The sequence below is a fragment of the Kosakonia sp. S57 genome (assembly GCF_016516575.1).
GTDB classification, from domain to species: domain Bacteria; phylum Pseudomonadota; class Gammaproteobacteria; order Enterobacterales; family Enterobacteriaceae; genus Kosakonia; species Kosakonia cowanii.
Window position 1 is genome coordinate 158,393 of sequence record NZ_JACVUL010000010.1, and the last position, 25,092, is coordinate 183,484.

Sequence of the window (25,092 nt, forward strand, 5' to 3'; positions counted from 1 at the left end):
CGAACCTGAACGAATTTAAGGAATACAGAAAATGGCAGCTAAAGACGTAAAATTCGGTAACGACGCTCGTGTAAAAATGCTGCGCGGCGTAAATGTTCTGGCAGATGCAGTGAAAGTTACCCTCGGTCCGAAAGGCCGTAATGTGGTTCTGGATAAATCTTTCGGTGCACCGACCATCACCAAAGATGGTGTTTCCGTAGCACGTGAAATCGAGCTGGAAGACAAGTTCGAAAACATGGGCGCGCAGATGGTGAAAGAAGTGGCCTCCAAAGCGAACGACGCTGCGGGCGACGGTACCACCACCGCGACCGTTCTGGCACAGTCCATCATCACTGAAGGTCTGAAAGCCGTTGCTGCGGGCATGAACCCGATGGATCTGAAACGCGGTATCGACAAAGCTGTCGCTTCTGCCGTTGAAGAGCTGAAAGCGCTCTCCGTACCATGCTCTGACTCTAAAGCTATCGCTCAGGTTGGTACCATCTCCGCTAACTCCGACGAAACCGTAGGTAAACTGATCGCTGAAGCGATGGATAAAGTCGGTAAAGAAGGCGTGATCACCGTTGAAGACGGTACCGGTCTGCAGGACGAGCTGGACGTGGTTGAAGGTATGCAGTTCGACCGTGGCTACCTCTCCCCTTACTTCATCAACAAGCCGGAAACTGGCGCAGTAGAACTGGAAAGCCCGTTCATCCTGCTGGCTGATAAGAAAATCTCCAATATCCGCGAAATGCTGCCGGTTCTCGAAGCCGTTGCTAAAGCAGGCAAACCGCTGCTGATCATCGCTGAAGATGTGGAAGGCGAAGCGCTGGCAACTCTGGTAGTTAACACCATGCGCGGCATCGTGAAAGTCGCTGCGGTGAAAGCACCGGGCTTCGGCGATCGTCGTAAAGCAATGCTGCAGGATATCGCAACCCTGACTGCCGGTACCGTTATCTCTGAAGAGATCGGTATGGAGCTGGAAAAAGCGACCCTGGAAGATCTGGGTCAGGCGAAACGCGTTGTCATCAATAAAGACACCACCACCATCATCGATGGCGTGGGTGAAGAGACCGCTATTCAGGGTCGCGTAACGCAGATTCGTCAGCAGATCGAAGAAGCTACTTCCGATTACGACCGTGAAAAACTGCAGGAGCGCGTAGCGAAACTGGCAGGCGGCGTTGCGGTCATCAAAGTAGGTGCTGCGACCGAAGTTGAGATGAAAGAGAAGAAAGCCCGCGTTGAAGATGCGCTGCACGCAACCCGTGCTGCCGTTGAAGAGGGCGTGGTTGCCGGTGGTGGCGTGGCGCTGATTCGCGTAGCCAGCAAACTGGCTGAGCTGAAAGGCCAGAACGAAGACCAGAACGTGGGTATCAAAGTTGCGCTGCGCGCAATGGAATCCCCGCTGCGTCAGATCGTGCTGAACTGTGGCGAAGAGCCGTCTGTTGTTGCCAACATGGTTAAAGCGGGCGACGGTAACTACGGTTACAACGCTGCGACCGAAGAGTACGGCAACATGATCGACATGGGTATCCTGGATCCGACTAAAGTGACCCGTTCTGCACTGCAGTACGCGGCTTCCGTAGCCGGTCTGATGATCACTACCGAGTGCATGGTTACCGATCTGCCGAAAAGCGACGCGCCTGATTTAGGTGCTGCTGGCGGTATGGGTGGCATGGGCGGTATGGGCGGCATGATGTAATGGCTGCCGGACACGTGCCCGGGAAACCGGGCGCGGGTTCAACGAAGAGGAGCGGGCTTAATGCCCGCTCTTTTTTTTGCCTGCGTTTCAGCCCGCAGGCGAGTTGACCGGGCAGGCCAGCGGGGCTTTATCGCGAGTTGGCTCCTGCTCAACGGCCAGATCGTCCACCAGCGTCATAAATTTGAGTTTGTCACTCGACGCCAGCAACCGGGGCTCCTCCTCGCTCTCCGCTGGCATAAAATCGCACTGGGTGAATGTCACCACGCTTTTGCCAAATTCAGGCAGCGGCGCGCTGAGGGTACGGCTCTGCCACAGGCCAAAGAGCATAAAGGTGCACAGCAAAAACAGCACCAGCAGCGCCAGCGCGCCGTACTGTTTACGCGCAATCAGCGGGTCAGGCGCGGCTGGGATTGGTGCCGGTATTGGTGCAGGTGCTGGTGGCGTCACGTCATGCTGTTCCGTGAGGGCGATAACGGAGAGATCGCGGCTGAATATAAAGCCGGTTTTGGGGATGGTTTTAATCACCTGCGCGCCCAGGCCATGGTCCGTCATCGTTCTGCGCAGCAGTGAGATGTACTGGTTGAGGGTGTTGTTGGTGGAGTGCAGGCCATACCGCTCCCAGACCGCCTGGAAGATCGCATCGCGGGTCACGATCTCGCCGCGATGCTCAATAAAAAAGAGCAGCAAGCGGCTGCCAGCGAGGGTTAAAAACCGTTTTTCATTTTCAGTGCCTGCGCCCCATATTGCGCCATCGGCGGGTCTGAAATAGATTTCCTTATCTATAATAAAGAGCATATTGATACCTTTCATGATGCTATTCATCATGGAATAAATTAAAAAGAAGAAGTTAGATACTTCTGTAATAGCGAAATTAATTAATAGTTACTTTAACCTGTTAATTAAATCACGCTATTCAGAATTATGAGACTGCATAGAAAATGTAACCATATTGTCGATGCTACCTATATTGTCAATAAATAAAGCCGCTTTTTTTCAGTTTTAAGAGACGCATCCCGACAATTTACCAGAGAATTCTCCATGAATGACCGGGATTTTGTTATTATTTTTTTTATAATAATTATGCGTAACGCTGAAAGTGGCTTATATGACGATAATTTATCTTGTTTGTATCTAATGTTCCGATATAAATAGCTAAAAAGAAGAGTGCGAATTTATTATTGAACCTTATTAGGCGCGTGCAGTGTGTGGGTAGTCATATCCTCACGGCACTCGCACATTTAAAACTTGGTATTTTTGTTAATGGTTTAATTTTAAGGGGAAAAATAAAATGAACAATTTAAATGCCATTATATTAAGCAGCGCGTGCGTATTGCTTCTCTCCGCCTGTGCAGGTAACAAAAACACCCCAAAAGAGAGGGTTTCAGCAGCCAGCGTCAGTAACGCCAACGCGCCACAGGGCGTGGCGGCAGAGCGCAAATCGCCCTTTTTCGATGGGATCGTTATTGCATCAACTAACAATGCCTGTATCGACAAATTTAACTTCATTCGCGGCACGGACACCTCTACCTATAAAAACTACTCTGATGACTATTCAAAAATAGGCGAAGGCTACAAATTTCTGAATATTAATAAAAACATCATGGGTAAAGAGGCGAAAGAGATCTACACCATGCAGCTCGATCTCAAGCTGGATACCCTGTGCGCGAAGGCGCACTACACGAGTTACCAAATCGTTAAAGAAAAGATGCGCAACCTTGCCAATATCTGACAGAGGCATCGCCAATTTCTCTTTTAAACGCCGTTGTTAAAAACGGCTTTTTCGTGTTTTTCCTTGATGACGTAATAATGAAAACCAGACAACTTCCCGGCTGGAAGCGTGGTACCGCGTGGGGAATTATCGCGCTCCAGTTATTCAGCCCACTCTTTTTTCCCTTCACCTCCGCGGCGCAGGTAACGGAATATGCCGATTACCGCAGCATGGATGAAACCATGGCCGGGCTACAGGCGCTCATCAGCGAGCCCAGAATGTTATCCCACGCCATTTCACCGGCGGTTGCACCCCAGCCGCAAAATAATTCGCCTTTGCCAACGCTAAATATAGAGCCGCCGCCGGTTGAACCGACAGCGGCCGAGGCGTGGCTGGCACCGAAAGCGGCGCAGGCCGCGCAGCTACTGATCTCCGAAGATGTCAGCCGCTCAGCCTTTGCCTACGCCCGCAGCCTCGGCGAAGGGGTGATCAACCAACAGCTTAGCGACTGGATGGATCAAAAAGGGAGTGTCAGCGCGTCGCTGGACAGCAAAGGGAAGGTGAGCGGCGATCTGCTGCTGCCGCTGCTGGAGAGTGAACGACAACTGCTGTTCAGCCAGTGGGGGCTACGCAAAAGCGATGCGCGCAATATTGGCAACGTCGGGTTGGGCTACCGTCACCAGCTGGCAGGCGGCATGCTGGGCATCAATGCGTTTTACGACTATGACTACAGCGGCAAGAATGCGCGTCTTGGCATCGGTGGCGAAGCCTGGGCTGATTACCTGAAGCTCTCAGCCAACGCCTATTATGGCCTCACCGGCTGGCACGCCTCGACGCTAAAAGGCATGAAAGAGTATGACGAGCGCCCGGCGAATGGCATTGATGTTCGCCTCGACGGTTGGCTGCCTGCGCACCCGCAGTGGGGAGCAAAGCTGAAATATGAGCACTACTTCGGTAAAGGCATCGCCCTCACGCCTGCCAGCGGGCCGGGCGATCTGCAACATAACCCCTCTGCGGTCACGCTTGGGCTTAACTATACGCCGTTCCCGCTGCTGACCCTTTCCGGCGAGCGCACCTTTGGCGACAGCCAGGATACACGCCTTGATATGGCACTGAACTACCGCTTCGGTGTGCCGCTGTGGCGGCAGATTGCCAGCGACAATGTCGATCTGCACCGCAGCCTGATCGGCAGCAAATACGCCCTTGTCGATCGCAATTACGACATCGTGATGCAGTACCGCAAGCAGCCACTGGTGGTGCTCTCGCTGCCAAAGCAGCTCACCGCGGAAGCGGGCACGACGCTGACCATCCCGGTGACGATTAGCAAAGCGAAGTATGGCCTTGAGCGCATTGAGTGGAGCGCCTCGGCGAACTTTGCCGCCAACGGCGGCAGCTGGCAGCAACCGGCATTGACCGCACTCCATGTGCAGGTTCCGGCCTATCGCACCACGCGCAGCGAAGCCGCCAGTGCCGCGCAGGAGTATGTGCTGACCGCAGTTGGCGTTGATAAAAACGGCAACCGCGCCACGCCTGCGACCACCACCCTCCGCGTGATGCGCGCCAGCGAAACGGTCGCGCCAATCGCCCTGACGCCCACCGCACCGCAGCTGGCTGATAACCAGCAGGCCTTTACCCTGACGGCAAGCGTGGTGAAGGAGGGCCAGCCGGTCGCCGGGCAGCGCGTCACATTCCATATTGCTCAGCTTGCCGACAGCACAGGTAAACCGGCGGCCACGCTGTTTAACAACCAGGGGCAGGATACTATCTCGCTCAGCGCGGTGAGCGACAGCCAGGGTCTGGCGACGGTGAAGCTGAAGAGCCGCGTTGCGGGTGAAGGCGTGGTCTCCGCCACGTTACGCAATGGTAACAGCAGCAGCGTGCGGGTAATGTTTATCGCCGATACCGCCACCGCCACGCTTTCCGCGTTCGACATTATGACTGATAACGCGCTGGCGGATGGAAAGCAGGCCAATGCGGTGCGTGCAACGGTTACTGACCGCTATGGCAACCCGCTGGCGAACTACGCGGTGGGCTTCTCGGCGGATAACGGCGCGACGCTGATTGGCGGCAATGCGGTGCTGACCGATGCCCGTGGTCAGGCGACACTACTACTGACGCATACGCGCGCGGTGGCGACGCAGATTACCGCGACGGTTAATGGCCAGGCGCTGACGCAAACCGTTAACTTCAGCGTCGATCGCCAGAGCGCCCGCTTTATCGAGAGCCGCGTGGCGCAAGATGCGCTGGCCAATGGCCAGGCGGGCAGCGTTATGACGGTCAGGATCGCTGATGCGTTTGGCAACCCGGTACCGGGCATGGCGATACAGTTTATTCCCGACAGCCCGGTCAGCGTTCTGCCCGCGCAGGCGCTAACCGATGCGCAAGGCGTAGCGCAAACCACCTTAACCAGCCGCCGGGCGGGAACCTTTAACGCCACGGCGAAACTGGTTGGCACGCCGCAGGCCGCGCAGGTGAGCACCCGCTTTATTGCTGACAGCACCACCGCGCAACTGCCCAATGAAAACCTGCTTATCTCGCCCGATGGCGCGATCGCTAACGGGATTGCGCCGAATGGCGTCACGGCCACCGTTGTTGACGCCAATGACAACCCGATCCCCGGTGTTACCGTCAACTTTAGCGTGTCGCCAGGCGCAACCCTTGCCGCGACGACCGCCATTACCGGGCCGGATGGGCAGGCGCAAACTACGGTGGTTAGCGATATTGCTGGCCTCTACACGGTGACCGCGACGGTAAACGGCAGCACCCTGAGCAAATCGACGCTGTTCATTGCCGATGTGGTCACGGCGCAAATCTCCGATGCCAACCTGGTGGTGGAGAGCAATGGCGCGGTGGCGAACGGCAATGCGGTCAATAGCCTCTCGGCAACGGTGACCGATGTGAAGGGGAACCGGCTGAGCGGAATCACCGTTGATTTCACCGTCAGCGCGGGCGCAGTCCTGACCCGCACACAGGGCGTGAGCAATCTGGATGGTCAGGTAACCACCAGCGTTAACAGCCTGCGCGCCGGACGATTTACCGTAACGGCTCGCGTGGCGGGAACCTCGGCCAGTAAAGCGGTCGACTTTATCGGCGATATCTCGACCGCTGCGCTGGCGAGCGTCACGCTGGAGGGATCAACCACTGATAAAACCGCCAACGGCACAGACAGCTTTACCTTCCATGCGCGGGTCAAGGACGTCAATAACAACCCGGTCAGCGGCGCGACGGTGCAGTGGTTACAGGATAAAGGCGTTGCCGCCACCATCAACAGCCTGAGCGTGACTAACGATGAGGGGATCGCCGTCGCTCTGCTTGAGAGCACCACGACAGATGTGATGAATGTGCAGGTTTCCGCGTCGCTTAATAACGAGGCCAGCATTGATGCGGACAAAACGGTGAGTTTCCATCCGCAGCAGGTCAACCTGCGCGGCGGAGTGTGGGGAGCCCAGGCGGTATGGGGCTATAGTAACCCTGCACCGGTTGTCGTGCCCGGCGCTGAGATCAAACTCTTTCATAGCAAAGGCGACGCGCAGCCGGTCTACTCCACCCAGGCCAACAGTAACGGCAGCTACAGCCTCGATGTCTTATCAGGGAGCTACTATGTTGAAGTCACCGCGCCGGACTACTTCCCGTTGCAAACCACGATTACGGTCGTCAGAGGAACACTCTTTGCCCAGGATTTCACCCTGACGCATCGCCTGAAGGGCGCAGTGGCGAAGATTGTCGTCAGCTGGAACGCCACACCGGCGAATCTCGACGCGCACCTGATTGTGCCGCCCAAAGCGAGTAATCCCGGCGGTGCAAGGCAGCATGTCTACTATATGACGACGCACCCGGTCGGCGCAGAAGCGGGGCTGGAGAATGACGTGCGCAATGGCTATGGCCCGGAAACCGTCTCGATTGGCAATTTCCACCCCGGTGCGTACTGTTACTCAGTACACAACAGCCAACCGGCAACCGGCCCGCTGATGACGGGAGCAAAGGTGACGCTCTCCCTGTCGGATGGCCGCAGCTGGAACTGGGCGGTGGAAAACGCCAGCGGCTCGCAGCGCAATACGCTGTGGCACGTCTTCAAACTGAACGTTGACCCGCAGGGCAGCGTGAGTGTCGAAACCGTCGGCACCACCTCCTCCGGCCCGCCGTATAAATTTGATGGCTGTTAATCTCAGCAAGCCCTGCCGTAACTGGCGGGGCTTTTTGGCAATTTTCCGCTGATTTATCTGAGCTGCGATGGCGGCATTTTTCTTTTAGTCATCTTTTTAGTATAAGGTTTAGACACGGACGAACCGCGTCCAGCTCATTGATTACGGGGAATAACATGTCGGTAAAATATTTGGCGGGAATGGTTGGCGCAGCGTTTCTGTTGGCGGGTTGCAGCAGCAGCAATGATCTCACCGCTGGCGGCCAGAACGTGCGTTTTGTGGAAGATAAGCCCGCCGCGCAGTGCAAGTATCTTGGCACCGCCAGCGGCAAGCAGAGCAACTGGCTCTCTGGCCAGCACGGCGAAGAGGGCGGCTCAATGCGCGGCGCGGCAAATGCCCTGCGCAACCAGGCTGCCGCTATGGGCGGCAACGTGCTCTACAACGTAAGCAGCCCGACGCAGGGCGTGCTGTCGAGCTTTGTGCCGACCGCCAGCGAAATGAACGCCCAGGTTTACAAGTGCCCTAACTGATCCTTTCCCTTCTGCCCGCCAGCGATGGCGGGCGCGCTGCAATAGCTACTATTTTCCCGCACTCTGTTATTTATTCCCTGCTTGTAAATAAGACGATTATAATTTTCCTGCTAATTAAATTTCGCCTCTCTGAATATTAAGTTTTCTTAATCTTGGCGCTTTATTTAATTATATTTTTCTCTGTTTTGTCTTTTTTTAGAAAAGAGGATATATCGCGATAAAGTAATATTTTTCGCTGCCGATACTCACTTCAGGACAAAACGCGAAGGAGTGTAAAAAAACAATATTATTTCTTGCATGAAGTGTCGGGAGTTACCAATGAATATTACAAAGAGGTTGTTACTTGCCTTCTCGTTATTGATCTTAAGCCTTATCGGCACAAACCTGATTGCGATATTTTCCTTATCGAAACTGGGTGAGTCGCAAACGAACTTTAAAGAAAATACCTTACCCAGCCTCGACATGATGAACAAAGAGATGCTGAAAGTGCTGACGATCCGCGGCCAGCTCTTCGTTCACGGTCTGACTGAAGAACCTGCCGGGATGGCGGAAATCAAACAGAACGCATTAAAGTTGTATGACGACGTTTACGCCATGCACCAGGGTTACATTAAAGATCTCGTTTCCGATCAACACGATCAGGATATGTCAAATAAAACGCTGGGCGATTTAGAAAAGTTTCGCGCAGTGATGGATCAATTTTTCAAAGTCTCAGAAAGTAATGACCGTGCTGCCATTATTCAGGCGATGCGTAAAGGCGGGCCGGTTGCCGACAGTATTGCCATATTAATTAACGACTTTACTGAACAGGTTGCTTATAACGGCAAGCTGGTAAATGACGCCGTCTCTGCTAACTCCAGCTTAATTAACCGCTCGATGGTTTTATCCATTAGCGCCACGCTGGTCGCGACGCTGGTTCTCGGTCTGTTTGGTCTCTTTACCGTGCTTAACATCAAGCGTCGTCTTAACGATATGCGCGATGGCATGGAAAATATCAGCGAGAAACTGGATCTGAGCCAGGCGCTGACAACCGGGCGGATGGATGAGATTGGCCGTGCGGTCGCCGCGTTTAACCTGCTGGTTGAGCGTGTCTCTGAATCGCTGAAGATGGTGCGCGCCGCTTCAAGCTCGGTGAATACCGCAGCGAACGAGATTGCGTTAGGCAATAACGAACTCTCAGCACGTACTGAACAGCAGTCGGCAGCAGTTGTTGAAACGGCCGCCAGTATGGAAGAACTCAGCTCGACGGTGAAACAGAACGCTGAGAACGCCCATCAGGCGAGCCAGCTGGCGATTACTGCTTCTGATACCGCGGCACAGGGCGGCACCGTGGTCAGCGTGGCGGTAAACCGCATGAAAGACATTATGGAGAGCTCAAAACGCATCTCTGAAATCACCTCGGTGATTAACGGCATCGCCTTCCAGACCAATATCCTCGCGCTTAACGCGGCGGTAGAAGCAGCAAGGGCAGGGGATCAGGGCCGCGGCTTTGCGGTGGTAGCGGGTGAAGTTCGCTCTCTGGCCCAGCGCAGCGCGCAGGCAGCCAAAGAGATTGAAACCTTAATCAGCGAATCGGTGAACTATGTGCAGGAGGGTTCCCGTCAGGTGGATTTGGCTGGTGAAACCATGAGCGGCATCGTTAACTCCGTGATGCAGGTGAAGGATTTGATGCAGGAGATCGCCGCCGCCTCTGATGAGCAGAACCGTGGCATCGGGCAGATTGCGCAGGCGATGTCTGAAATGGATACCACGACCCAGCAGAACGCCTCGCTGGTACAGGAGTCCTCGGCGGCAGCGGGTAGCCTTGAAGAGCAGGCCACGAAACTGCAGCAGCTGGTGGATGTGTTCCGTTTACCGGGCCAGCAGCCGGCTCGCGCCAGCGCCAGCACCGTGAAAGCACCCGTACAGCGTGCGCGTCTGGCACCTGCCGGCGCCGCCGATGAGGGCTGGGAGACCTTTTAAAGTTCCGACACGCGCTTGTATCCCGTGCAAGCGCTTTTTTCACGGTCGCGTTGCGTATTTCGCGACCGTGCTTTTTTTACTGTTGACGCAGTTGTAGATCCAGCGGCGTTTTACTCGGCTCACCGCCAATCTCCCGCGCCAGCTTCGGCACCATATACCCCGACACCAGCGTCAGCAGCTCACGCATAATCTCCCGCGCCGTTTCATCACTCACCATAAAATGCGCCGCGCCCTCTACCCGATCCAGCACATGCAGATAGTAAGGCAGCACGCCCGCGTCGAATAAGGCGTTGCTGAGATCCGCCAGCGTCTGCGCATTGTCATTTACGCCGCGCAGCAGCACGCTCTGGTTGAGCAGCGTGACGCCCGCCTGGCGCAGTTGCGCCATTGCTGCGCGGAAATCGTCGCCAATCTCCTGCGCGTGGTTGATATGGTTCACCAGCAAAATTTGCAGCGAGGAGCGGGCGAAACGGGCAACCAGCGTATCGGTGATACGCGCCGGGATCACAATCGGCAAGCGGCTATGGATGCGCAGGCGCTTAAGGTGTGGAATGGCTTCCAGTTGCGCGATCAACCACTCAAGCTCGTGATCTTTGGCCATCAGCGGATCGCCGCCGGAGAAGATGATCTCATCCAGCTCCGGATGCGCGGCAATATAGTCCAGCGCGCCCTGCCAGTTCCGCTTGTTGCCCTGATTATCGGCATACGGGAAGTGGCGACGGAAACAGTAGCGGCAATTTACCGCACAGCCGCCCTTGACCAACAGCAGCGCGCGGTTGCGGTATTTGTGCAGCAGACCTGGCACTACGCTGCTCTGCTCATCCAGCGGATCGGTGCTGTAACCCGGTGCGGAGATAAACTCTTCGCTGGTGGTAAGTACCTGACGCAGAAGCGGATCGTTAACATCGCCTTTGCGCATGCGCGCGACAAACGCCCGCGGCACCCGCAGCGGGAAAAGCCGCTTTGCTTCGCGTCCGCGCAGCAGGGCTTCATCAGGTTCTATATTTAAAATATGTAGCAGTTCATCGGGATCGGTGATTACATCGGCAAGTTGCAATAACCAATCTTCTCTGGAAGGGGATTTTAGGGTTACAATGTGTGCCATTTTTTTGGCTAAGCTACCAGTTAACAATTTCAGAGGGCCTTATGGCGACTTACTATAGCAACGATTTTCGTGCCGGTCTTAAAATCATGATGGACGGCGAACCGTACGCGGTTGAGGCCAGCGAATTCGTGAAACCGGGCAAAGGCCAGGCGTTCGCACGCGTTAAACTGCGTCGTCTGCTGACCGGTACCCGCGTTGAGAAAACCTTCAAGTCTACCGACTCGGCTGAAGGCGCGGACGTTGTGGATATGAACCTGACTTACCTCTACAACGACGGTGAGTTCTGGCACTTCATGAACAACGAAACTTTTGAGCAGCTCTCCGCTGATAAAAAAGCGATTGGCGACAGCGAAAAATGGCTGCTGGATCAGGCCGAGTGCATCGTGACGCTGTGGAACGGCCAGCCGATCTCCGTCACGCCGCCGAACTTCGTTGAACTGGAAATCGTTGATACCGATCCAGGCCTGAAAGGTGATACCGCAGGTACCGGCGGCAAACCGGCTACCCTGAGCACCGGCGCTGTGGTTAAAGTGCCGCTGTTCGTACAGGTTGGCGAAGTGATCAAAGTTGATACCCGCTCCGGCGAATATGTATCTCGCGTGAAGTAATGCGCGCAACCGCGGCGTAGCGCTCTGCTGCGTCGCGGGTTCGTTGAGGCCCGGATGATGAAACGTCTCGCAAAACTCCTCTCCCTGCTGCTTATCAGCTGCGCACTGCTCGCAGGCTGCAATACCGCGCGCGGTATCGGCGAAGATGTGCAGACGCTGGGTCATATCATTTCGCACGCCGCCAGCTAATAACTTCCTTTCGTCTTAAAAATCCGCTTTTTTCCCGTCGCTTTTCGGGAATTTGTCTATGCTTAAGTGGCTATACACAAACGATATTGACAATAAAAGGAAGATATTATGGTTAAGAAGACATTTGTTGCGATCTTTTCTGTACTGGTTCTTTCATCCGTGCTGACGGCGTGTAACACCACCCGTGGCGTCGGCGAAGATATCTCCGATGGCGGTAGCGCAATTTCTGGCGCTGCGACCAAAGCACAACAGTGATGACTGCCGGTACGGCCTGTGCCGTACCGTTAGTTTGCCTCTGGTAGTGACAAAAACGGCGTAAAGCGGTTTCCCATCCCCAATTTCATGCGAATGTTTCTTTTGTAGGTATAAACGGTTTTCCCGTTGATCCTCATGTTTGCTGCGATTGCTGCGTTATCTCTGCCTTCCATCCACAGGGTTAATACTTTCTCTTCCTGACGCGTTAGTAGCGGCGTCACGACTCGCCGTGACTGCCTGACCGGGCGCGCCTGCATCATGTTATCAATGGCCTGCGCCACTTTTTCCAGCGGATCCGTCTTTTGCAGGATCGCCGCAATCGGAAATTGCGCGCAAAACGCCGACAGCTGTGTGTCGTGGCCCGACTCCAGCAGCATCACCTGGCAGGATGCGCCGCATACCGAGAAGAGCGAAGCAAGTTGTTGAATATGATGAATTTCATCTTTAAAACTGTGTAAATCAATAATCACCAGATCCGGCTGCCACTGGACAATATGCTCTTTCGCCAGCATCAAATTATGCAGAGCGGTGACAAGGAAAGAGGCGGGAAACAGATCGGTTTGATTGAGCCAGGATTCCATCCCTGAACGGGTGAAGTAACAGCGGTCAATCACAAGCATTTTGAACATATTTTTCTTCGCAGTCAGAGTAGGGCGCACGGCTTCCTGAATCCAGGAAAGCGATTCATCATATTCGCTGGATATGATGAATAAATGCCTGAATTCCGCTGCGAAGAGGGGCTATTTCTTGCTTTAACTTCCTGAAACTGAATGGGGGTTTGTGGGGTTGAAATCCTCAGGTAAAGAAGGGAAAATCTGACACTCATCACCTGGCTGGCGGGACGACCCGACAGCGTCAATTTTAATTCGGGGACGGCCCCGTACTGGAGCCAACCATGTCCTGGTTTATTCTCGTCATCGCCGGTCTTCTTGAAGTCGTCTGGGCTATCGGCCTTAAATATACCCACGGTTTTACCCGCATCACTCCCAGTATTATTACCGTCGTGGCGATGCTTATTAGCGTCGTGCTGCTTTCATGGGCAATGAAAACCCTGCCGGTCGGTACCGCTTATGCGGTCTGGACCGGCATTGGCGCCGTTGGCGCGGCGATCGCCGGGATTATATTACTCGGCGAGTCCGCAAGCCTGGCGCGTATCGTTAGCCTCTGTCTGATTGTGGCCGGAATTATTGGCTTAAAAATCAGCGCCCATTAATGGGGCTGATCGACCCAGATTAGCTTGTTCACTTCGAAGCCCTGGCGGGTCGCTTCTGCCAGCATCTTCTCTTTCACGTCGGCCGAAATGGTCGGCGTGCGGGAGAGGATCCACAGATAGTCGCGATCCGGGCCGCAAATCAGCGCATGGCGATACTCTTTATCCAGCGAGATGATGTTGTAGCCGCCATAGAACGGGCCAAAAAATGAGACCTTCAGCGACGCGGTGCGCGGGTCGCCGGTGAAGTAGGCTTTGCCGACCGACTCCTGCCATTTGCCGCGATCCGGGTTATAACCCCGGTTGACAACGGTTAAGCCGCCATCGTCGCGCAGGCTGTAGGTCGCGGTGACGCGCTCCAGACCACGCTCAAAGCGGTGATCGAAGCGGGCGATCTCGTACCATTTCCCTAAGTAGCGTTGCGTATCGAAATTCTGCACCACGGTAACGCCTTTTGGCGGTGTGGGCGTGCTGCAGGCCGTGACTAAAAAAGCAGCGGTGACCGCTGCGAAGATAGGCAGTAAACGCATGGTATTCTCCCTCCTGGCTTTTACGTAAGTGTAGAAGATGGCGGGAAATTTGCTCTCCTGCGCATGCAGGAGAGCAACAGGTTTTACAGGAAAATCACGCCGACTAACGCAACGACAGTGATAATCGCTGCGAGGCCGTAGAAAATCCATTTGCCCTGGGGCAGATGCACTTTCAAATCATGCATCATGTGGTGGATGCGGTGCAGACCGCACCAGACCGGCAGCACAATCATCAGGAAGAGAAAAGCGCGGCCAATGAAGCTCTGGGCAAAGGCGATAACGCGCTCATAGCTCAGCGCCTCGCCGGGGAAGAGACCGAGCGGCAGCAGCAGGCCGACCAGCAGGATCATCACCGGCGCGAAGATGGCGCTCCACATACCGCCTGCGCCAAACAGCCCCCAGAACATCGGTTCGTCAGAACGTTTTGGATTTGGGTTAATCATCATCAATTCCTCACCAGAACAGGGCGATAAACAGCACAACCACCGTGACCACGGCAGCCACCACCCATAGCCCTTTTACCACCGGCTCTGGCCCCATTTTTTCGCCTTTCACAATGATCAGCGACGCTTTTGGTGCCAGATCGAACCAGGTTTTGGTATGCAACAGCGCGGCCGCCAGTGCGATCAGGTTGAGCAGCAGCACCACCGGGTTTTGCAGGAAAGCGACAAAGCCCATCCAGCTCTCCGGACCGTTTTTCAGCGCGAAAAGGCCATACAGCAGCTCAAGGCTGAACCACACCGCCGGGATCGCCGTCCCTTCGCGCAGCATATAGAAGCGATAAAACGGCAGGGTTTTCCACCAGCTTGACGGCATGGGGCGAACCCAGGCCTTACGTTTAGTCGTCATCATGCACTCCTTAGCGAGGTTTCAGGGTGGCGATAAGAAAGTCTTTCGAACTCTCAATCTTGCCCTGCTGAATGGCGGCGGCCGGGTCGACGTGCTTCGGACAGACTTCCGAGCAGTAGCCGACAAACGTACAACTCCACACGCCGTTCTGGCCGTTGAGTTGCGCCATGCGCTCTTGTTTGCCGTGGTCGCGGCTGTCGAGGTTATAGCGGTGCGCCAGCGTAATCGCCGCCGGGCCGATAAACTCCGGATTGAGGCCAAACTGCGGGCAGGCGGCATAGCAGAGGCCGCAGTTGATGCAGCCGGAGAACTGGTGATACTTCGCCATCTGCGCCGGGGTCTGCTTGCCCGGCCCCTGATCCGGCGTGCGCGTATTGCCGATGATATAGGGCTTAATCGCCTCAAGGCTCTCGATAAAGTGGGTCATATCAACCACCAGATCGCGCTCAATCGGGAAGTTCGCCAGCGCCTCGACTTTCAACCCTTTGGTGTAGTCACGCAGAAAGGTTTTGCAGGCCAGCTTCGGCACTTTGTTGACCATCATGCCGCAGGAGCCGCAAATCGCCATCCGGCACGACCAGCGATAGCTGAGATCGGGTGCGAGGTTATCTTTGATATACCCCAGCGCATCGAGCAGCGAGGTGGCTTCATCGTATGGCACGTCGTAGAAGGCGCTGTGCGGCGCGTTGTCGACCTCCGGGTTATAGCGCACCACTTCAATCTTCAGGTTCTTCATCTCAGACATTGTTCGTCTCCTTCTTCTCACCCGACTCCGCTTCTGCCCCATAGACGCGTTTCGCCGGTGGCAGCGTGGTGATTTTCACGTCGCTGTACTCGAGGCGGGTTGTACCGTCCGCTTCGCGGAACGCGAGCGTATGTTTGAGGAAGTTAACGTCATCGCGCTCGGTACAGCCTTCGTCGAGACGCTGATGGGCACCGCGCGACTCTTTGCGCGCCAGCGCCGAGTGGGCCATACATTCTGCAACGTTCAGGCCGTGGCCCAGCTCAAGGGTGTAGAGAATATCGGTGTTGAAGACGCTGGAGGTGTCGGTGATGCGTACCCGTTTGAAGCGCTCCTGTAGCTCAGCAAGCTTATCGACGGTTTTCTGCATCAGCTCTGGCGTACGGTAAATGCCACAGCCCTCTTCCATCGATTCGCCCATCTCATCGCGGATTTTCGCCCAGCTCTCGGTGCCGTTCTGATTCACCAGCGCCTTCAGACGCTGTTCAACATCGGCGGCCTGAGCGTTGAGCGCATCGTCATTTGCCGGGCTGGCCGTGGAGGCGCGTTCAACCGCCTGTTCGCCCGCCAGGCGGCCAAAGACCACCAGTTCCGCCAGCGAGTTAGAGCCAAGACGGTTAGCACCGTGCAGGCCGACCGAGGAGCACTCACCGACGGCAAACAGCCCGGCGATGCGCGATTCGCAATTCTGATCCGTCTCAATGCCGCCCATAGTGTAGTGCGCGGTCGGGCGCACCGGGATCGGCTCTTTGATCGGATCGACGCCGACATAGGCTTTTGCCAGCTCGCAAATAAAGGGCAGGCGCTCTTTGATCTTCTTCTCGCCAAGGTGGCGCAGATCGAGATGCACCACATCGCCGCGCGGCGTGGAGATGGTGTTGCCTTTGCGCCACTCGTGCCAGAAGGCCTGCGATACTTTGTCGCGCGGGCCAAGCTCCATATATTTGTTTTTCGGCTCGCCGAGCGGCGTTTCCGGCCCCATGCCGTAATCCTGCAAATAACGATAGCCGTTTTTGTTCACCAGGATACCGCCTTCGCCGCGGCAGCCCTCCGTCATCAGAATGCCGGAGCCGGGCAGGCCGGTCGGGTGATACTGCACAAACTCCATATCGCGCAGCGGCACGCCGTGCGCCAGCGCCATCCCCATACCGTCGCCGGTAACGATGCCGCCGTTGGTGTTATAGCGGTAAACACGACCTGCGCCGCCGGTGGCCATTACTACCGCATTAGCGCGGATCTGGATCAGCGTGCCTTCCATCATGTTCATCGCGACCAGGCCGCGCGCGTGGTTGTCATCCACCAGGATATCGAGCACGAAGTGTTCGTCGAAACGCTGAATTTGCGGGAACTGCAACGAGGTTTGAAACAGCGTATGCAGCATGTGGAAGCCGGTTTTATCGGCAGCGAACCAGGTGCGCTCGATCTTCATGCCGCCAAAGCGACGCACGTTGACCGTGCCGTCTTCGCGGCGGCTCCACGGGCAGCCCCACTGTTCAAGCTGGGTCATCTCCGTGGGGCAGTGATGGACAAAGTAGTCGACGACATCCTGTTCGCAAAGCCAGTCACCACCCGCCACGGTATCGTGGAAATGGTATTCGAAGCTGTCATGATCCTGGGCGACGGCGGCGGAACCGCCCTCGGCGGCAACGGTGTGGCTGCGCATGGGATAGACTTTTGAAATCAGTGCGATTTTAGCGTTGGGATGGGCTTGCGCCGCGGCAATCGCGGTGCGTAATCCTGCTCCGCCTGCGCCAATCACAGCGATATCGGCTTGAAAGGTTTGCACGACATTCCTCCAGATTATTGTTGTTCCGCAACGATAAGCCAGGTGCGCTTGCCTTCATTACGGAAGAGGTCCACTGCTCCTTTTGGGGTAGCGGGCAGTATATCCGTATTGACTGAGGGGAAATTTGACGTGTTCGAGTGTTTTGCTGTTCTTCGCCGTGATACGGCTTCCAGCTTGATCGATATCATCTCTAAATAGCTCATATCTATTTATTGACGAGGGCTATGAAAATTATTTGTGCAAAATTTGTCTAACCAGATCGATGCGGGTAGACTTCGTGCCCTTGTTAGAAATCGGAGAAAGAACCATGAGCGAGACGGCAACCTGGCAGCCGAGCGCATCCATCCCCAACTTATTGAAACGCGCGGCAATTATGGCGGAAATTCGCCGTTTCTTTGCCGACCGCGGCGTACTGGAGGTGGAGACGCCCTGTATGAGTCAGGCAACGGTGACCGATGTGCATCTGGTCCCGTTTGAAACCCGTTTTGTTGGCCCCGGCCACTCTCAGGGCCTCAATCTCTATCTGATGACCAGCCCCGAATACCATATGAAGCGCCTGCTGGCCGCGGGCTGTGGCCCGGTTTTCCAGCTCTGCCGCAGCTTCCGTAATGAAGAGATGGGGCGTCATCACAACCCTGAATTCACCATGCTCGAATGGTATCGTCCGCACTATGACATGTACCGTTTGATGAATGAGGTGGATGATTTGCTGCAACAGGTGCTCGAGTGCCCGGCAGCAGAATCACTCTCCTATCAGCAGGCGTTCCAGCGCTATCTGGAGGTCGATCCGCTTTCGGCGGATAAAGCCCAGTTGCGTGAAGTGGCGGCGAAGCTGGATCTGAGCAATATTGCCGATACGGAAGAGGATCGCGACACCCTGCTGCAACTGCTGTTCACCATGGGCGTGGAGCCGCAGATCGGTAAAGATCGTCCGACCTTTGTTTACCACTTCCCGGCAAGCCAGGCGGCGCTGGCGCAGATCAGCACCGAAGATCACCGCGTCGCGGAGCGGTTTGAGGTCTACTTCAAAGGCATTGAGCTGGCGAACGGCTTCCATGAGCTGACCGACGCCCGCGAGCAGCAGCAGCGCTTTGAGCAGGATAACCGCAAGCGCGCCGCGCGCGGATTGCCGCAGCAGCCGGTGGATGTCAATTTGCTGGAAGCGTTAAAAGCGGGCCTGCCGGACTGCTCCGGCGTCGCGCTGGGCGTTGACCGCCTGGTGATGCTGGCGCTGCAGGCTGAAACGCTGGCAGAAGTGATGGCGTTTAGCGTCGACCGGTCGTAACTGCCCGTTTGTGCCGGGTGGCAGCTACGCCTTACCCGGCCTGAAGAGTAACCCCTCCGCAGGCCGGATAAGCCGGCACTCAAAGAGTTACAGGCTGCCCGCCGGGCGGCTGCTTCTCCCCGCTGAAGACAACGTTTTGGCCGCGCGTTTACCGTCGAGGCTCTCAAGGCGCATCTGGAACGGCGGGAAGGGCAGGTCGATGCCGTGTTCACGGAAGCCCGCCAGAATAAGCTGGTGGATTTCGTGGCGCAGCGGCATGCGATGGCCCATCTCAGCCGCGTAGATGCGCAGCTCAAACAGCTGCAGCCCGTGCTGCAAATCGACCAGGAACACTTCCGGCGGCGGGTTATCAATTACCAGCGAACAGCGCTCAGCAGCGGTGTAAAGGATCTGCGTCACCTCTTCGCTATTGGCATCGACCGGCGCGGGCACTGTTAACACCACGCGCGTGACAGAGTCCGAGAGCGACCAGTTAATAAACTGCTCGGTGATAAAGGCCTTATTCGGCACGATGATCTCTTTGCGATCCCAGTCGCTGATGGTGGTCGCGCGGGTATTGATCTTGGTAATGCTGCCAGTCAAATCGCGGATCGTTACCGTATCGCCGATACGGATCGGCTTCTCAAACAGGATGATCAGGCCTGAGATAAAGTTGGCGAAGATCTCCTGTAGACCAAACCCGAGACCAACACCGAGCGCGGCCACCAGCCACTGTAACTTCGACCACTCAATACCAATCATCGAGAAGCCCACCAGCCCGCCAAACAGCATCAGCAGATATTTGGTGATGGTGGTGATGGCGTAACCTGTCCCCGGCGTCAGCTCAAGGTGCTGCAACAGCGCCAGCTCAAGCAAAGCAGGAAGGTTGCGCACCAGCTGGGTGGTGATAATAAACACCAGGATGGCAATCAGCACCGCGCCGAGGGTAATCGGCTCCAGGCTCTCGACGCCCTGTACCGTTGAGGTGACATCCCACAGCGGAATGTTCTCAAGGAAGCCAAAGGCAGAGTGGATCTCAGACCAGAGGAAGATCACCGACAGCAGGGCGATAAGCATCAGGATCGAGCGCACCAGGCGCAGGGACTGCACGCTGATGGCGTCGAGATCGACTTCCTGCTCATCAATTTCGGCGGTGCCTTCGGTGCTGAGCTGATGGGCGGCATCCTCTTCGCCGCGTGCGCGCTGCGCGAGTATTTCCGCGCGGCGGTGGCGTGCGCGCTCGAAGGCCAGACGGCGACGCTGGATAAACATCCAACGGCGAATAATGTGATAAACCACCAGCAGCAGGAACCAGATAGCAACGGAGGTTTCCAGCCTTGCCAGCAGCGCCTGCGCGGTTGCCAGATAACCGACCGCGGCGGCAAGAATCGCCGACAGCGGGGCGCAGAGCAGCAGGTTCCACAGCAGATGGTTAGCCATATTGTCGCCGTTGCCGCTCTTATCGACATACAGCGGAATACCGGCGCGTTTCAGGCTGAGAGTGACAATCGCCAGCGCACCGCAAATCAGGATAAAGCAGAGCCGACCGAGCGAGCCGGAAAATTCCCGGTCGTTCAGGTTATCGAACATAATCAGCGCCATGATCAGCGGCACGATAAAGCCGATGCTCATCAGGTAGTAACGTAACCCGCGCGCCACGCGGTTTCGCGGCCAGCCGAAGTGGACGACAAACAGCCCGGTTGGCCGGGCGAAGGTCGCACAGATCATCACTGCCCACAGCAGCGGCACGGTGGCGGTGACGCCATCGCCAATCGCTACCGCCAGCGGATAGGGCCACGCCTCCTGCAAACAGTAGCCGAGCGTTGCCCACAGCACCGGCAAAGGTGACGCCACCAGAATGGACCAGAAGACGGTGCGCATGGTGAGCCAGAAGTGATCCTGGGTCACTTTGCCCACGCGGGCGCTGGAGCGCTCCAGGAAGCGGGTGAAGTGGCGACGTGAGTAAATACTTACCCCTACCAGAATCAGCGCGCCAAACAGCGGGAAGAGCGTCTCTTTGCTGGTCAGCACCATCGCGCTGGCTTTGCCGAGCTGGCTGATGGTGTTCAGCGACAGCAGGCGGCGCAGATCCTGCACAATCTCAAGCGGCCAGGAGAAGCCCATCGGGCTGACATCCGCCGTCCAGAAGAGGTAGCGGTGAGTCGCCTCATTCACCTCTTTTAACGCATCTTCAAGCTGGCTATTGGAAACTTTGAGTTTGGTCAGCTCCAGAATCAGCGTATCGCCGCCCTGCAACAGCGAATTGAGCAGTTCGCGCTGCGTGCGCAGCTGGGCTTCGAGAATACGGTTTTGCTCAGCGGTCAGAACCTTGCCATCCGCCTGGCGAATCTGTCGCAGCTGCGGCTGCTTATTGAGCAGATCTTCATAACGCATGCGGTGCACGCGCAGCTGCGCCATTTCGGTATCCAGCTGCTGCGGTTTCGGCATCTCCGGCAGACGAGCCACCTGCGCGCGCAGCGCTTCGCCGAGCATATTCGATGCGCCGAGCCACTGGGACTGCTCGCGCAGGGTATTGAGCGCCTGGCGCACCTGTAGCGTTTGCCCGGTTGCCTGGCGCTGCTGTGAAGCGACCAGATCCATACGCTGCGCCTGCTGGTTCAGCGCCTGGGAGAGTTCACGGTTGATACGGAACTGCTCAACGATGTTGGCGGGCAGGTTCGCACTGTTCTCAGCCAGCATCTCCGTGCTCTCCAGCGCCTGCTCGGCTTCGCGCTGACGCTGGCTGTTGAGTTGGTTACGCAGTGCCTGCAGATAAGCATCCAGCCGCTCGCTCTGCTTTTGCGCCAGCTCTGAGCGCATACGCGCCAGCTCCTGGCGGTTATTGGCTGAAAGCTGCGCCAGCTCTAATTCATCAACCACTGCTTTCAGCTTTGCCGACTCTGCCTGGGCGGCAAAATTTTGCGCCTGGGCAAGGGCCGAGTTGCTGGTTTGCGCCCCGAGGCGACGCTCCACTTCCGTTACCTGGCGGCGGGCGTCGGTTTGCTGCTGGGGAAGCTGGCTTAAGGAGTCGCTGATCTCCCGTGCGCGCTCCTGCTCCTGCTGCGCCTGGCGCGTCTTCTCCAGCAACTGGCTGCTGACTTGCAGAATCTCCTGGTTGAGCGCATCGCTGCTCATGCCGGGTGACACAGAAGGGGGATCGTCGCGCAGATTATCGAGCTGGGCGCGAAGGGTGCGGGAAAGTTTGGGGAAGTTGTCGATCACGTCCTGATACTGCTGGGCGCGTTCAAGGGAGCCTTTACGCTCGTCCAGCGCGTTCAACGCGCCTTGTAATGTCTCTACAATTTCCGCCTGGTCCGGCGTGTTTTTCGCCGCTTTGGCTTGCTCCAGCTCCTGGGCAATTTGACGGGCATCGGGAGCCGTTGCGGCAACGGCTCCCTGGCTGAGGCACCAGGCCATCAGAAAAGCGATAATCAGGCGCACTGCAGTCTCCCTGGGGTGAGGCTTAAACGTCTTCTTTAGCGTCGTCGACCAGCGGGTTGGCGTCATGTTCCGCTTTAATTTCTTCTTCCGGCAGCGGTGCAGGCTCCTGCGCATCAACCGGGACAAACGGCTCGGTGGAGAGCGCCAGCGGCTGGCCGATTTTGGTCACAGAGAGGCTGCGTAAGGCGTCAACCAGCTGCACTTTACCCGGCGCAAACAGGTTGATAACGGTAGAACCGAGCTTAAAGCGGCCCATCTCCTGGCCCTTCAGCAGCGCGACCGCGCCTTCGCTTTCGCCTTCCGGGAAGGTCCAGCGTTTAATGATCCCTTCGCGCGGCGGCGTGACGGTGCCTGCCCAGACGGTTTCGATGCTGCCAACAATGGTCGCGCCGACAAGAATTTGCGCCATCGGGCCAAACTCAGTGTCGAACAGGCAGATAACGCGCTCGTTACGGGCGAAGAGGTTAGGTACGTTCTGCGCCGTTAAGTGGTTAACGGAGAAGAGGTCGCCCGGCACATAGATCATTTCGCGCAGGATGCCGTTGCACGGCATATGCACGCGGTGGTAGTCGCGCGGTGAAAGATAGGTGGTGACAAAGCTACCGTTACGGAACAGATCCGCCATCAGGTAGTTGCCTGCCAGCAGCGCTTCGAGGCTGTAGTTATGGCCTTTAGCCTGCAGGATTTTGTCATTGTCGATGGCGCCAAGCTGGCTGATTACGCCATCCGCCGGCATGACCAGCACGTTCGGATCGGTATTAAGCGGGCGCACCTCGTCGCGCAGCGGGCGCACGAAGAATTCGTTAAAAGAGCGGTAGCTGGCGGTATCCGGCTTCTGCGCCTCTTTCATATCGACCTTGTAGTATTTCACGAACAGATCGATAACCAGTTTGGTCAGCCAGCCTGCACGTTTGCTTGCGCCCCAGCCCGCCAGGCGAGTGAGCCACAGTTTCGGCAGAATGTATTGAAGCGAAAGTTTGAATGAGTTTAACAAGGTAGCCTCCAGGCCATTGTTTACTGTCGTTCCTGACCCGACGCGCGGCGTCGGAGTCTTAAAATGGGGGACGATTCTAACGACGCTTAGCTTAGTTGTCAGTCATCTGATTCAGAAAAGCTTTTACGCGTCTTTACCTGCGACATGCTTTCGAGAATGCGGTGATAATTTTCGAAGCGGCTCTCCGCGATTTTGCCGTTCTCTACCGCTTCGCGGATCGCACAACCGGGATCGGTATCGTGCTTGCAGTCGCGATATTTGCAGTGACCGAGATAATCATGGAATTCGACAAAACCGTGGGTGATTTGTTCCGGTTCGAGATGCCAGAGGCCAAACTCGCGCACGCCCGGAGAATCAATCACATCGCCGCCCTGCGGGAAGTGGTAGAGGCGCGCGGCGGTGGTGGTGTGCTGGCCCAAACCTGATACGTCAGAGACGTCATTAGTGAGGATCTGCTCCTCGTTGAGGCCGAGCAGCGCATTGAGCAGACTCGATTTGCCGACGCCGGACTGGCCAGCAAAGATGCTGATGCGATCGGTCAATGCTGCGATCAGCGGATCAAGGCCATCTTTCGCATGGCTGGAGACCATCAATACGCGGTAGCCAATATGACGATAGATATCCATCTGCTCGTTAACGAACGCCAGGCCCTCTTCATCGAGCAGGTCGGTTTTATTCAGCACCAGCAGCGGTTCAACGTCCAGCGCTTCGCAGGCCACCAGATAGCGGTCAATAATGTTGAGTGAGAGTTCTGGCAGGATCGCCGAGACGATAACGATTTGATCGATATTGGCGGCGATAGGTTTAACGCCATCGTAGAAATCCGGGCGCGTCAGCACCGAGGTACGCTCGTGCACCGCTTCGACGATCCCCTTCACGTTGACGCCTTCTGCGGCCGCTTTGCCTGGCCGCCAGACCACGCGATCGCCGGTGACCAGCGAGCGGATAGTGCGGCGAATGTTGCAGCGATGCACGTCGCCGTCGGCGGATTCTACATCGGCATGCATACCAAAGCGGCTAATGACCACCCCTTCGGCCGTTTCGCCAAACAGGTTGTCATCGTAGTCGGGTTTCTCCGTCGAGGTTTTCAGTCGGCGCTCATGGTTCGCTTTAACGCGGCGCTGCTGTCCCTTGGAGAGTTTATTTTTACTCAATCGTGCTGGCTCCTGGTCGCCCCGGATGGGCAAAACCTCTATGATACACTCAATTCTGGATGAATATAGTGACGCGATAAGGGTGGAAAATAGCATGAGCGCAAATGAAAACAACCTCATTTGGATTGATCTCGAAATGACGGGCTTAGATCCCGAGCGCGATCGCATTATTGAGATCGCGACACTGGTGACCGACGCCAACCTCAATATCCTGGCGGAAGGGCCGGTGATGGCAGTGCATCAATCCGACGCGCAGCTGGCGTTGATGGATGAGTGGAACGTGCGAACCCACACCGGCAGCGGCCTGGTTGAACGCGTTAAAGCGAGCACCTTTGACGATCGCGCAGCAGAGCTGGCGACAATTGAGTTTCTGAAAGAGTGGGTACCGGCCGGTAAATCGCCCATTTGCGGCAACAGCATCGGCCAGGATCGCCGTTTCCTGTTTAAGTACATGCCGGAGCTGGAAGCCTACTTCCACTATCGCTATCTGGATGTCAGCACCCTGAAAGAGCTGGCGCGCCGCTGGAAACCGGAAGTGCTGACCGGCCTGAAAAAGCAGAATACTCACCAGGCGCTGGATGATATCCGCGAATCGGTGGCGGAGCTGGCTTACTACCGCGAACATTTTATTAAACTGTAAGCGTCTGCGTGTGCAGAGCCGATATGTCGTTTTCGGCTCTGCAAACCAGTGCTGGCGCGGTTTTGCTGCAAAAATGCGCGTTTTGTCGATTAAATCGGCAGTTAAACAAAAAAAACGAAAATTTGCTTTCAGGGGCTTGCAGCAGGAATGATTTCTCGTATAATGCGCCTCCCGTGAAGACACAGAAATGTGAAACACGGCATCACGAAATTTCAGCGGTTAAATGCTTTAACCTGTTGAAATAGCGCTGATAAGCGGGAATAGCTCAGTTGGTAGAGCACGACCTTGCCAAGGTCGGGGTCGCG

General features: G+C 56.2%; 22 protein-coding genes. 11 read left to right on the forward strand and 11 right to left on the reverse strand.

All coding sequences use genetic code 11. The annotated features are described in order from the left end of the window. Window positions 1–31: 31 nt before the first annotated feature. Window positions 32–1,678 carry a chaperonin GroEL gene (groL, locus tag IAE48_RS12130; protein ID WP_094419174.1) on the forward strand — a complete coding sequence of 549 codons (1,647 nt, stop codon included), beginning with the start codon at window positions 32–34 and terminating at the stop codon, window positions 1,676–1,678. An 87-nt stretch (window positions 1,679–1,765) separates the two neighbouring features. Here groL and IAE48_RS12135 read toward each other — a convergent pair whose 3' ends face one another. Next, complete coding sequence (locus IAE48_RS12135; RefSeq protein ID WP_200134541.1) at window positions 1,766–2,473, reverse strand: winged helix-turn-helix domain-containing protein; 708 nt, start codon at window positions 2,471–2,473, stop codon at window positions 1,766–1,768. Between the two features lie 493 nt (window positions 2,474–2,966). Between IAE48_RS12135 and IAE48_RS12140 the strand changes: the two genes are divergently transcribed. The 4 genes from IAE48_RS12140 (at window position 2,967) to IAE48_RS12155 (ending at window position 10,020) form a co-directional block, all read left to right on the forward strand. Next, window positions 2,967–3,407, forward strand: a complete 441-nt coding sequence (locus tag IAE48_RS12140; RefSeq protein ID WP_200134542.1) for a hypothetical protein — start codon at window positions 2,967–2,969, stop codon at window positions 3,405–3,407. A gap of 77 nt (window positions 3,408–3,484) precedes the next feature. Continuing rightward, complete coding sequence (locus IAE48_RS12145; RefSeq protein WP_200134543.1) at window positions 3,485–7,549, forward strand: Ig-like domain-containing protein; 4,065 nt, start codon at window positions 3,485–3,487, stop codon at window positions 7,547–7,549. Window positions 7,550–7,704: 155 nt separating this feature from the next. Beyond that, complete coding sequence (locus tag IAE48_RS12150; protein WP_042718501.1) at window positions 7,705–8,058, forward strand: DUF4156 domain-containing protein; 354 nt, start codon at window positions 7,705–7,707, stop codon at window positions 8,056–8,058. Between the two features lie 318 nt (window positions 8,059–8,376). Then, window positions 8,377–10,020, forward strand: coding sequence for a methyl-accepting chemotaxis protein (locus tag IAE48_RS12155; protein ID WP_200134544.1), 1,644 nt, complete (start codon window positions 8,377–8,379; stop codon window positions 10,018–10,020). Window positions 10,021–10,096: 76 nt separating this feature from the next. Here IAE48_RS12155 and epmB read toward each other — a convergent pair whose 3' ends face one another. Beyond that, window positions 10,097–11,125 (reverse strand): EF-P beta-lysylation protein EpmB, encoded by a 1,029-nt coding sequence (gene epmB, locus IAE48_RS12160; protein WP_054803047.1) that lies wholly within the window; start codon window positions 11,123–11,125, stop codon window positions 10,097–10,099. Window positions 11,126–11,166: 41 nt separating this feature from the next. On the opposite strand from epmB, the gene efp reads away from it, so the two are divergent. The 3 genes from efp (at window position 11,167) to ecnB (ending at window position 12,177) form a co-directional block, all read left to right on the forward strand. Beyond that, window positions 11,167–11,733 (forward strand): elongation factor P, encoded by a 567-nt coding sequence (gene efp, locus IAE48_RS12165; protein ID WP_023478480.1) that lies wholly within the window; start codon window positions 11,167–11,169, stop codon window positions 11,731–11,733. Window positions 11,734–11,790: 57 nt separating this feature from the next. Next, window positions 11,791–11,922 (forward strand): entericidin A/B family lipoprotein, encoded by a 132-nt coding sequence (locus tag IAE48_RS12170; protein WP_042718504.1) that lies wholly within the window; start codon window positions 11,791–11,793, stop codon window positions 11,920–11,922. A 108-nt stretch (window positions 11,923–12,030) separates the two neighbouring features. Beyond that, a complete protein-coding gene (ecnB, locus tag IAE48_RS12175) occupies window positions 12,031–12,177 on the forward strand; it encodes a lipoprotein toxin entericidin B (RefSeq protein WP_023478333.1) in 147 nt (48 codons plus the stop codon). Window positions 12,178–12,206: 29 nt separating this feature from the next. On the opposite strand, the gene IAE48_RS12180 is transcribed toward ecnB, so the two are convergent. Then, on the reverse strand, window positions 12,207–12,806 hold the full coding sequence (locus IAE48_RS12180) for a LuxR C-terminal-related transcriptional regulator (protein WP_200134545.1): 600 nt from the start codon (window positions 12,804–12,806) through the stop codon (window positions 12,207–12,209). Window positions 12,807–13,072: 266 nt separating this feature from the next. Between IAE48_RS12180 and sugE the strand changes: the two genes are divergently transcribed. Further along, complete coding sequence (gene sugE / locus IAE48_RS12185; RefSeq protein WP_200134546.1) at window positions 13,073–13,390, forward strand: quaternary ammonium compound efflux SMR transporter SugE; 318 nt, start codon at window positions 13,073–13,075, stop codon at window positions 13,388–13,390. Here the strand turns inward: sugE and IAE48_RS12190 are convergent. From IAE48_RS12190 to frdA, 5 genes are all read right to left on the reverse strand, one after another. Next, a complete protein-coding gene (locus IAE48_RS12190) occupies window positions 13,387–13,917 on the reverse strand; it encodes a lipocalin family protein (protein ID WP_023478412.1) in 531 nt (176 codons plus the stop codon). The two genes, sugE and IAE48_RS12190, sit on opposite strands and share 4 nt — an antisense overlap. Before the next feature lie 83 nt (window positions 13,918–14,000). Continuing rightward, complete coding sequence (gene frdD / locus IAE48_RS12195; protein ID WP_042718509.1) at window positions 14,001–14,360, reverse strand: fumarate reductase subunit FrdD; 360 nt, start codon at window positions 14,358–14,360, stop codon at window positions 14,001–14,003. A 10-nt stretch (window positions 14,361–14,370) separates the two neighbouring features. Then, entirely contained in the window at window positions 14,371–14,766 is a 396-nt protein-coding gene (frdC, locus tag IAE48_RS12200) for a fumarate reductase subunit FrdC (protein ID WP_054803044.1), read from the reverse strand. Window positions 14,767–14,776: 10 nt separating this feature from the next. Next, entirely contained in the window at window positions 14,777–15,511 is a 735-nt protein-coding gene (locus tag IAE48_RS12205) for a succinate dehydrogenase/fumarate reductase iron-sulfur subunit (protein WP_054803043.1), read from the reverse strand. After that, the gene (frdA, locus tag IAE48_RS12210; protein WP_200134547.1) at window positions 15,504–17,294 is read right to left on the reverse strand and encodes a fumarate reductase (quinol) flavoprotein subunit; all 1,791 of its coding nucleotides are present in this window, start codon (window positions 17,292–17,294) and stop codon (window positions 15,504–15,506) included. Before frdA ends, IAE48_RS12205 begins: the two co-directional genes overlap by 8 nt. Before the next feature lie 307 nt (window positions 17,295–17,601). Between frdA and epmA the strand changes: the two genes are divergently transcribed. Next, on the forward strand, window positions 17,602–18,579 hold the full coding sequence (epmA, locus tag IAE48_RS12215) for an elongation factor P--(R)-beta-lysine ligase (RefSeq protein ID WP_200134548.1): 978 nt from the start codon (window positions 17,602–17,604) through the stop codon (window positions 18,577–18,579). Between the two features lie 87 nt (window positions 18,580–18,666). Here epmA and mscM read toward each other — a convergent pair whose 3' ends face one another. The 3 genes from mscM to rsgA form a co-directional block, all read right to left on the reverse strand. Beyond that, window positions 18,667–21,999, reverse strand: coding sequence for a miniconductance mechanosensitive channel MscM (gene mscM, locus IAE48_RS12220; protein WP_042718521.1), 3,333 nt, complete (start codon window positions 21,997–21,999; stop codon window positions 18,667–18,669). A gap of 22 nt (window positions 22,000–22,021) precedes the next feature. Next, window positions 22,022–22,993: an archaetidylserine decarboxylase gene (gene asd / locus IAE48_RS12225; RefSeq protein ID WP_200134549.1), complete on the reverse strand. Its 972-nt coding sequence runs from the start codon at window positions 22,991–22,993 to the stop codon at window positions 22,022–22,024. 98 nt (window positions 22,994–23,091) lie between these two features. Continuing rightward, window positions 23,092–24,147 carry a small ribosomal subunit biogenesis GTPase RsgA gene (gene rsgA, locus IAE48_RS12230; RefSeq protein WP_181162184.1) on the reverse strand — a complete coding sequence of 352 codons (1,056 nt, stop codon included), beginning with the start codon at window positions 24,145–24,147 and terminating at the stop codon, window positions 23,092–23,094. A 94-nt stretch (window positions 24,148–24,241) separates the two neighbouring features. Here rsgA and orn point away from each other — a divergent pair, with 94 nt between their 5' ends. Then, a complete protein-coding gene (orn, locus tag IAE48_RS12235) occupies window positions 24,242–24,787 on the forward strand; it encodes an oligoribonuclease (protein ID WP_023478488.1) in 546 nt (181 codons plus the stop codon). Window positions 24,788–25,092 lie beyond the last annotated feature (305 nt).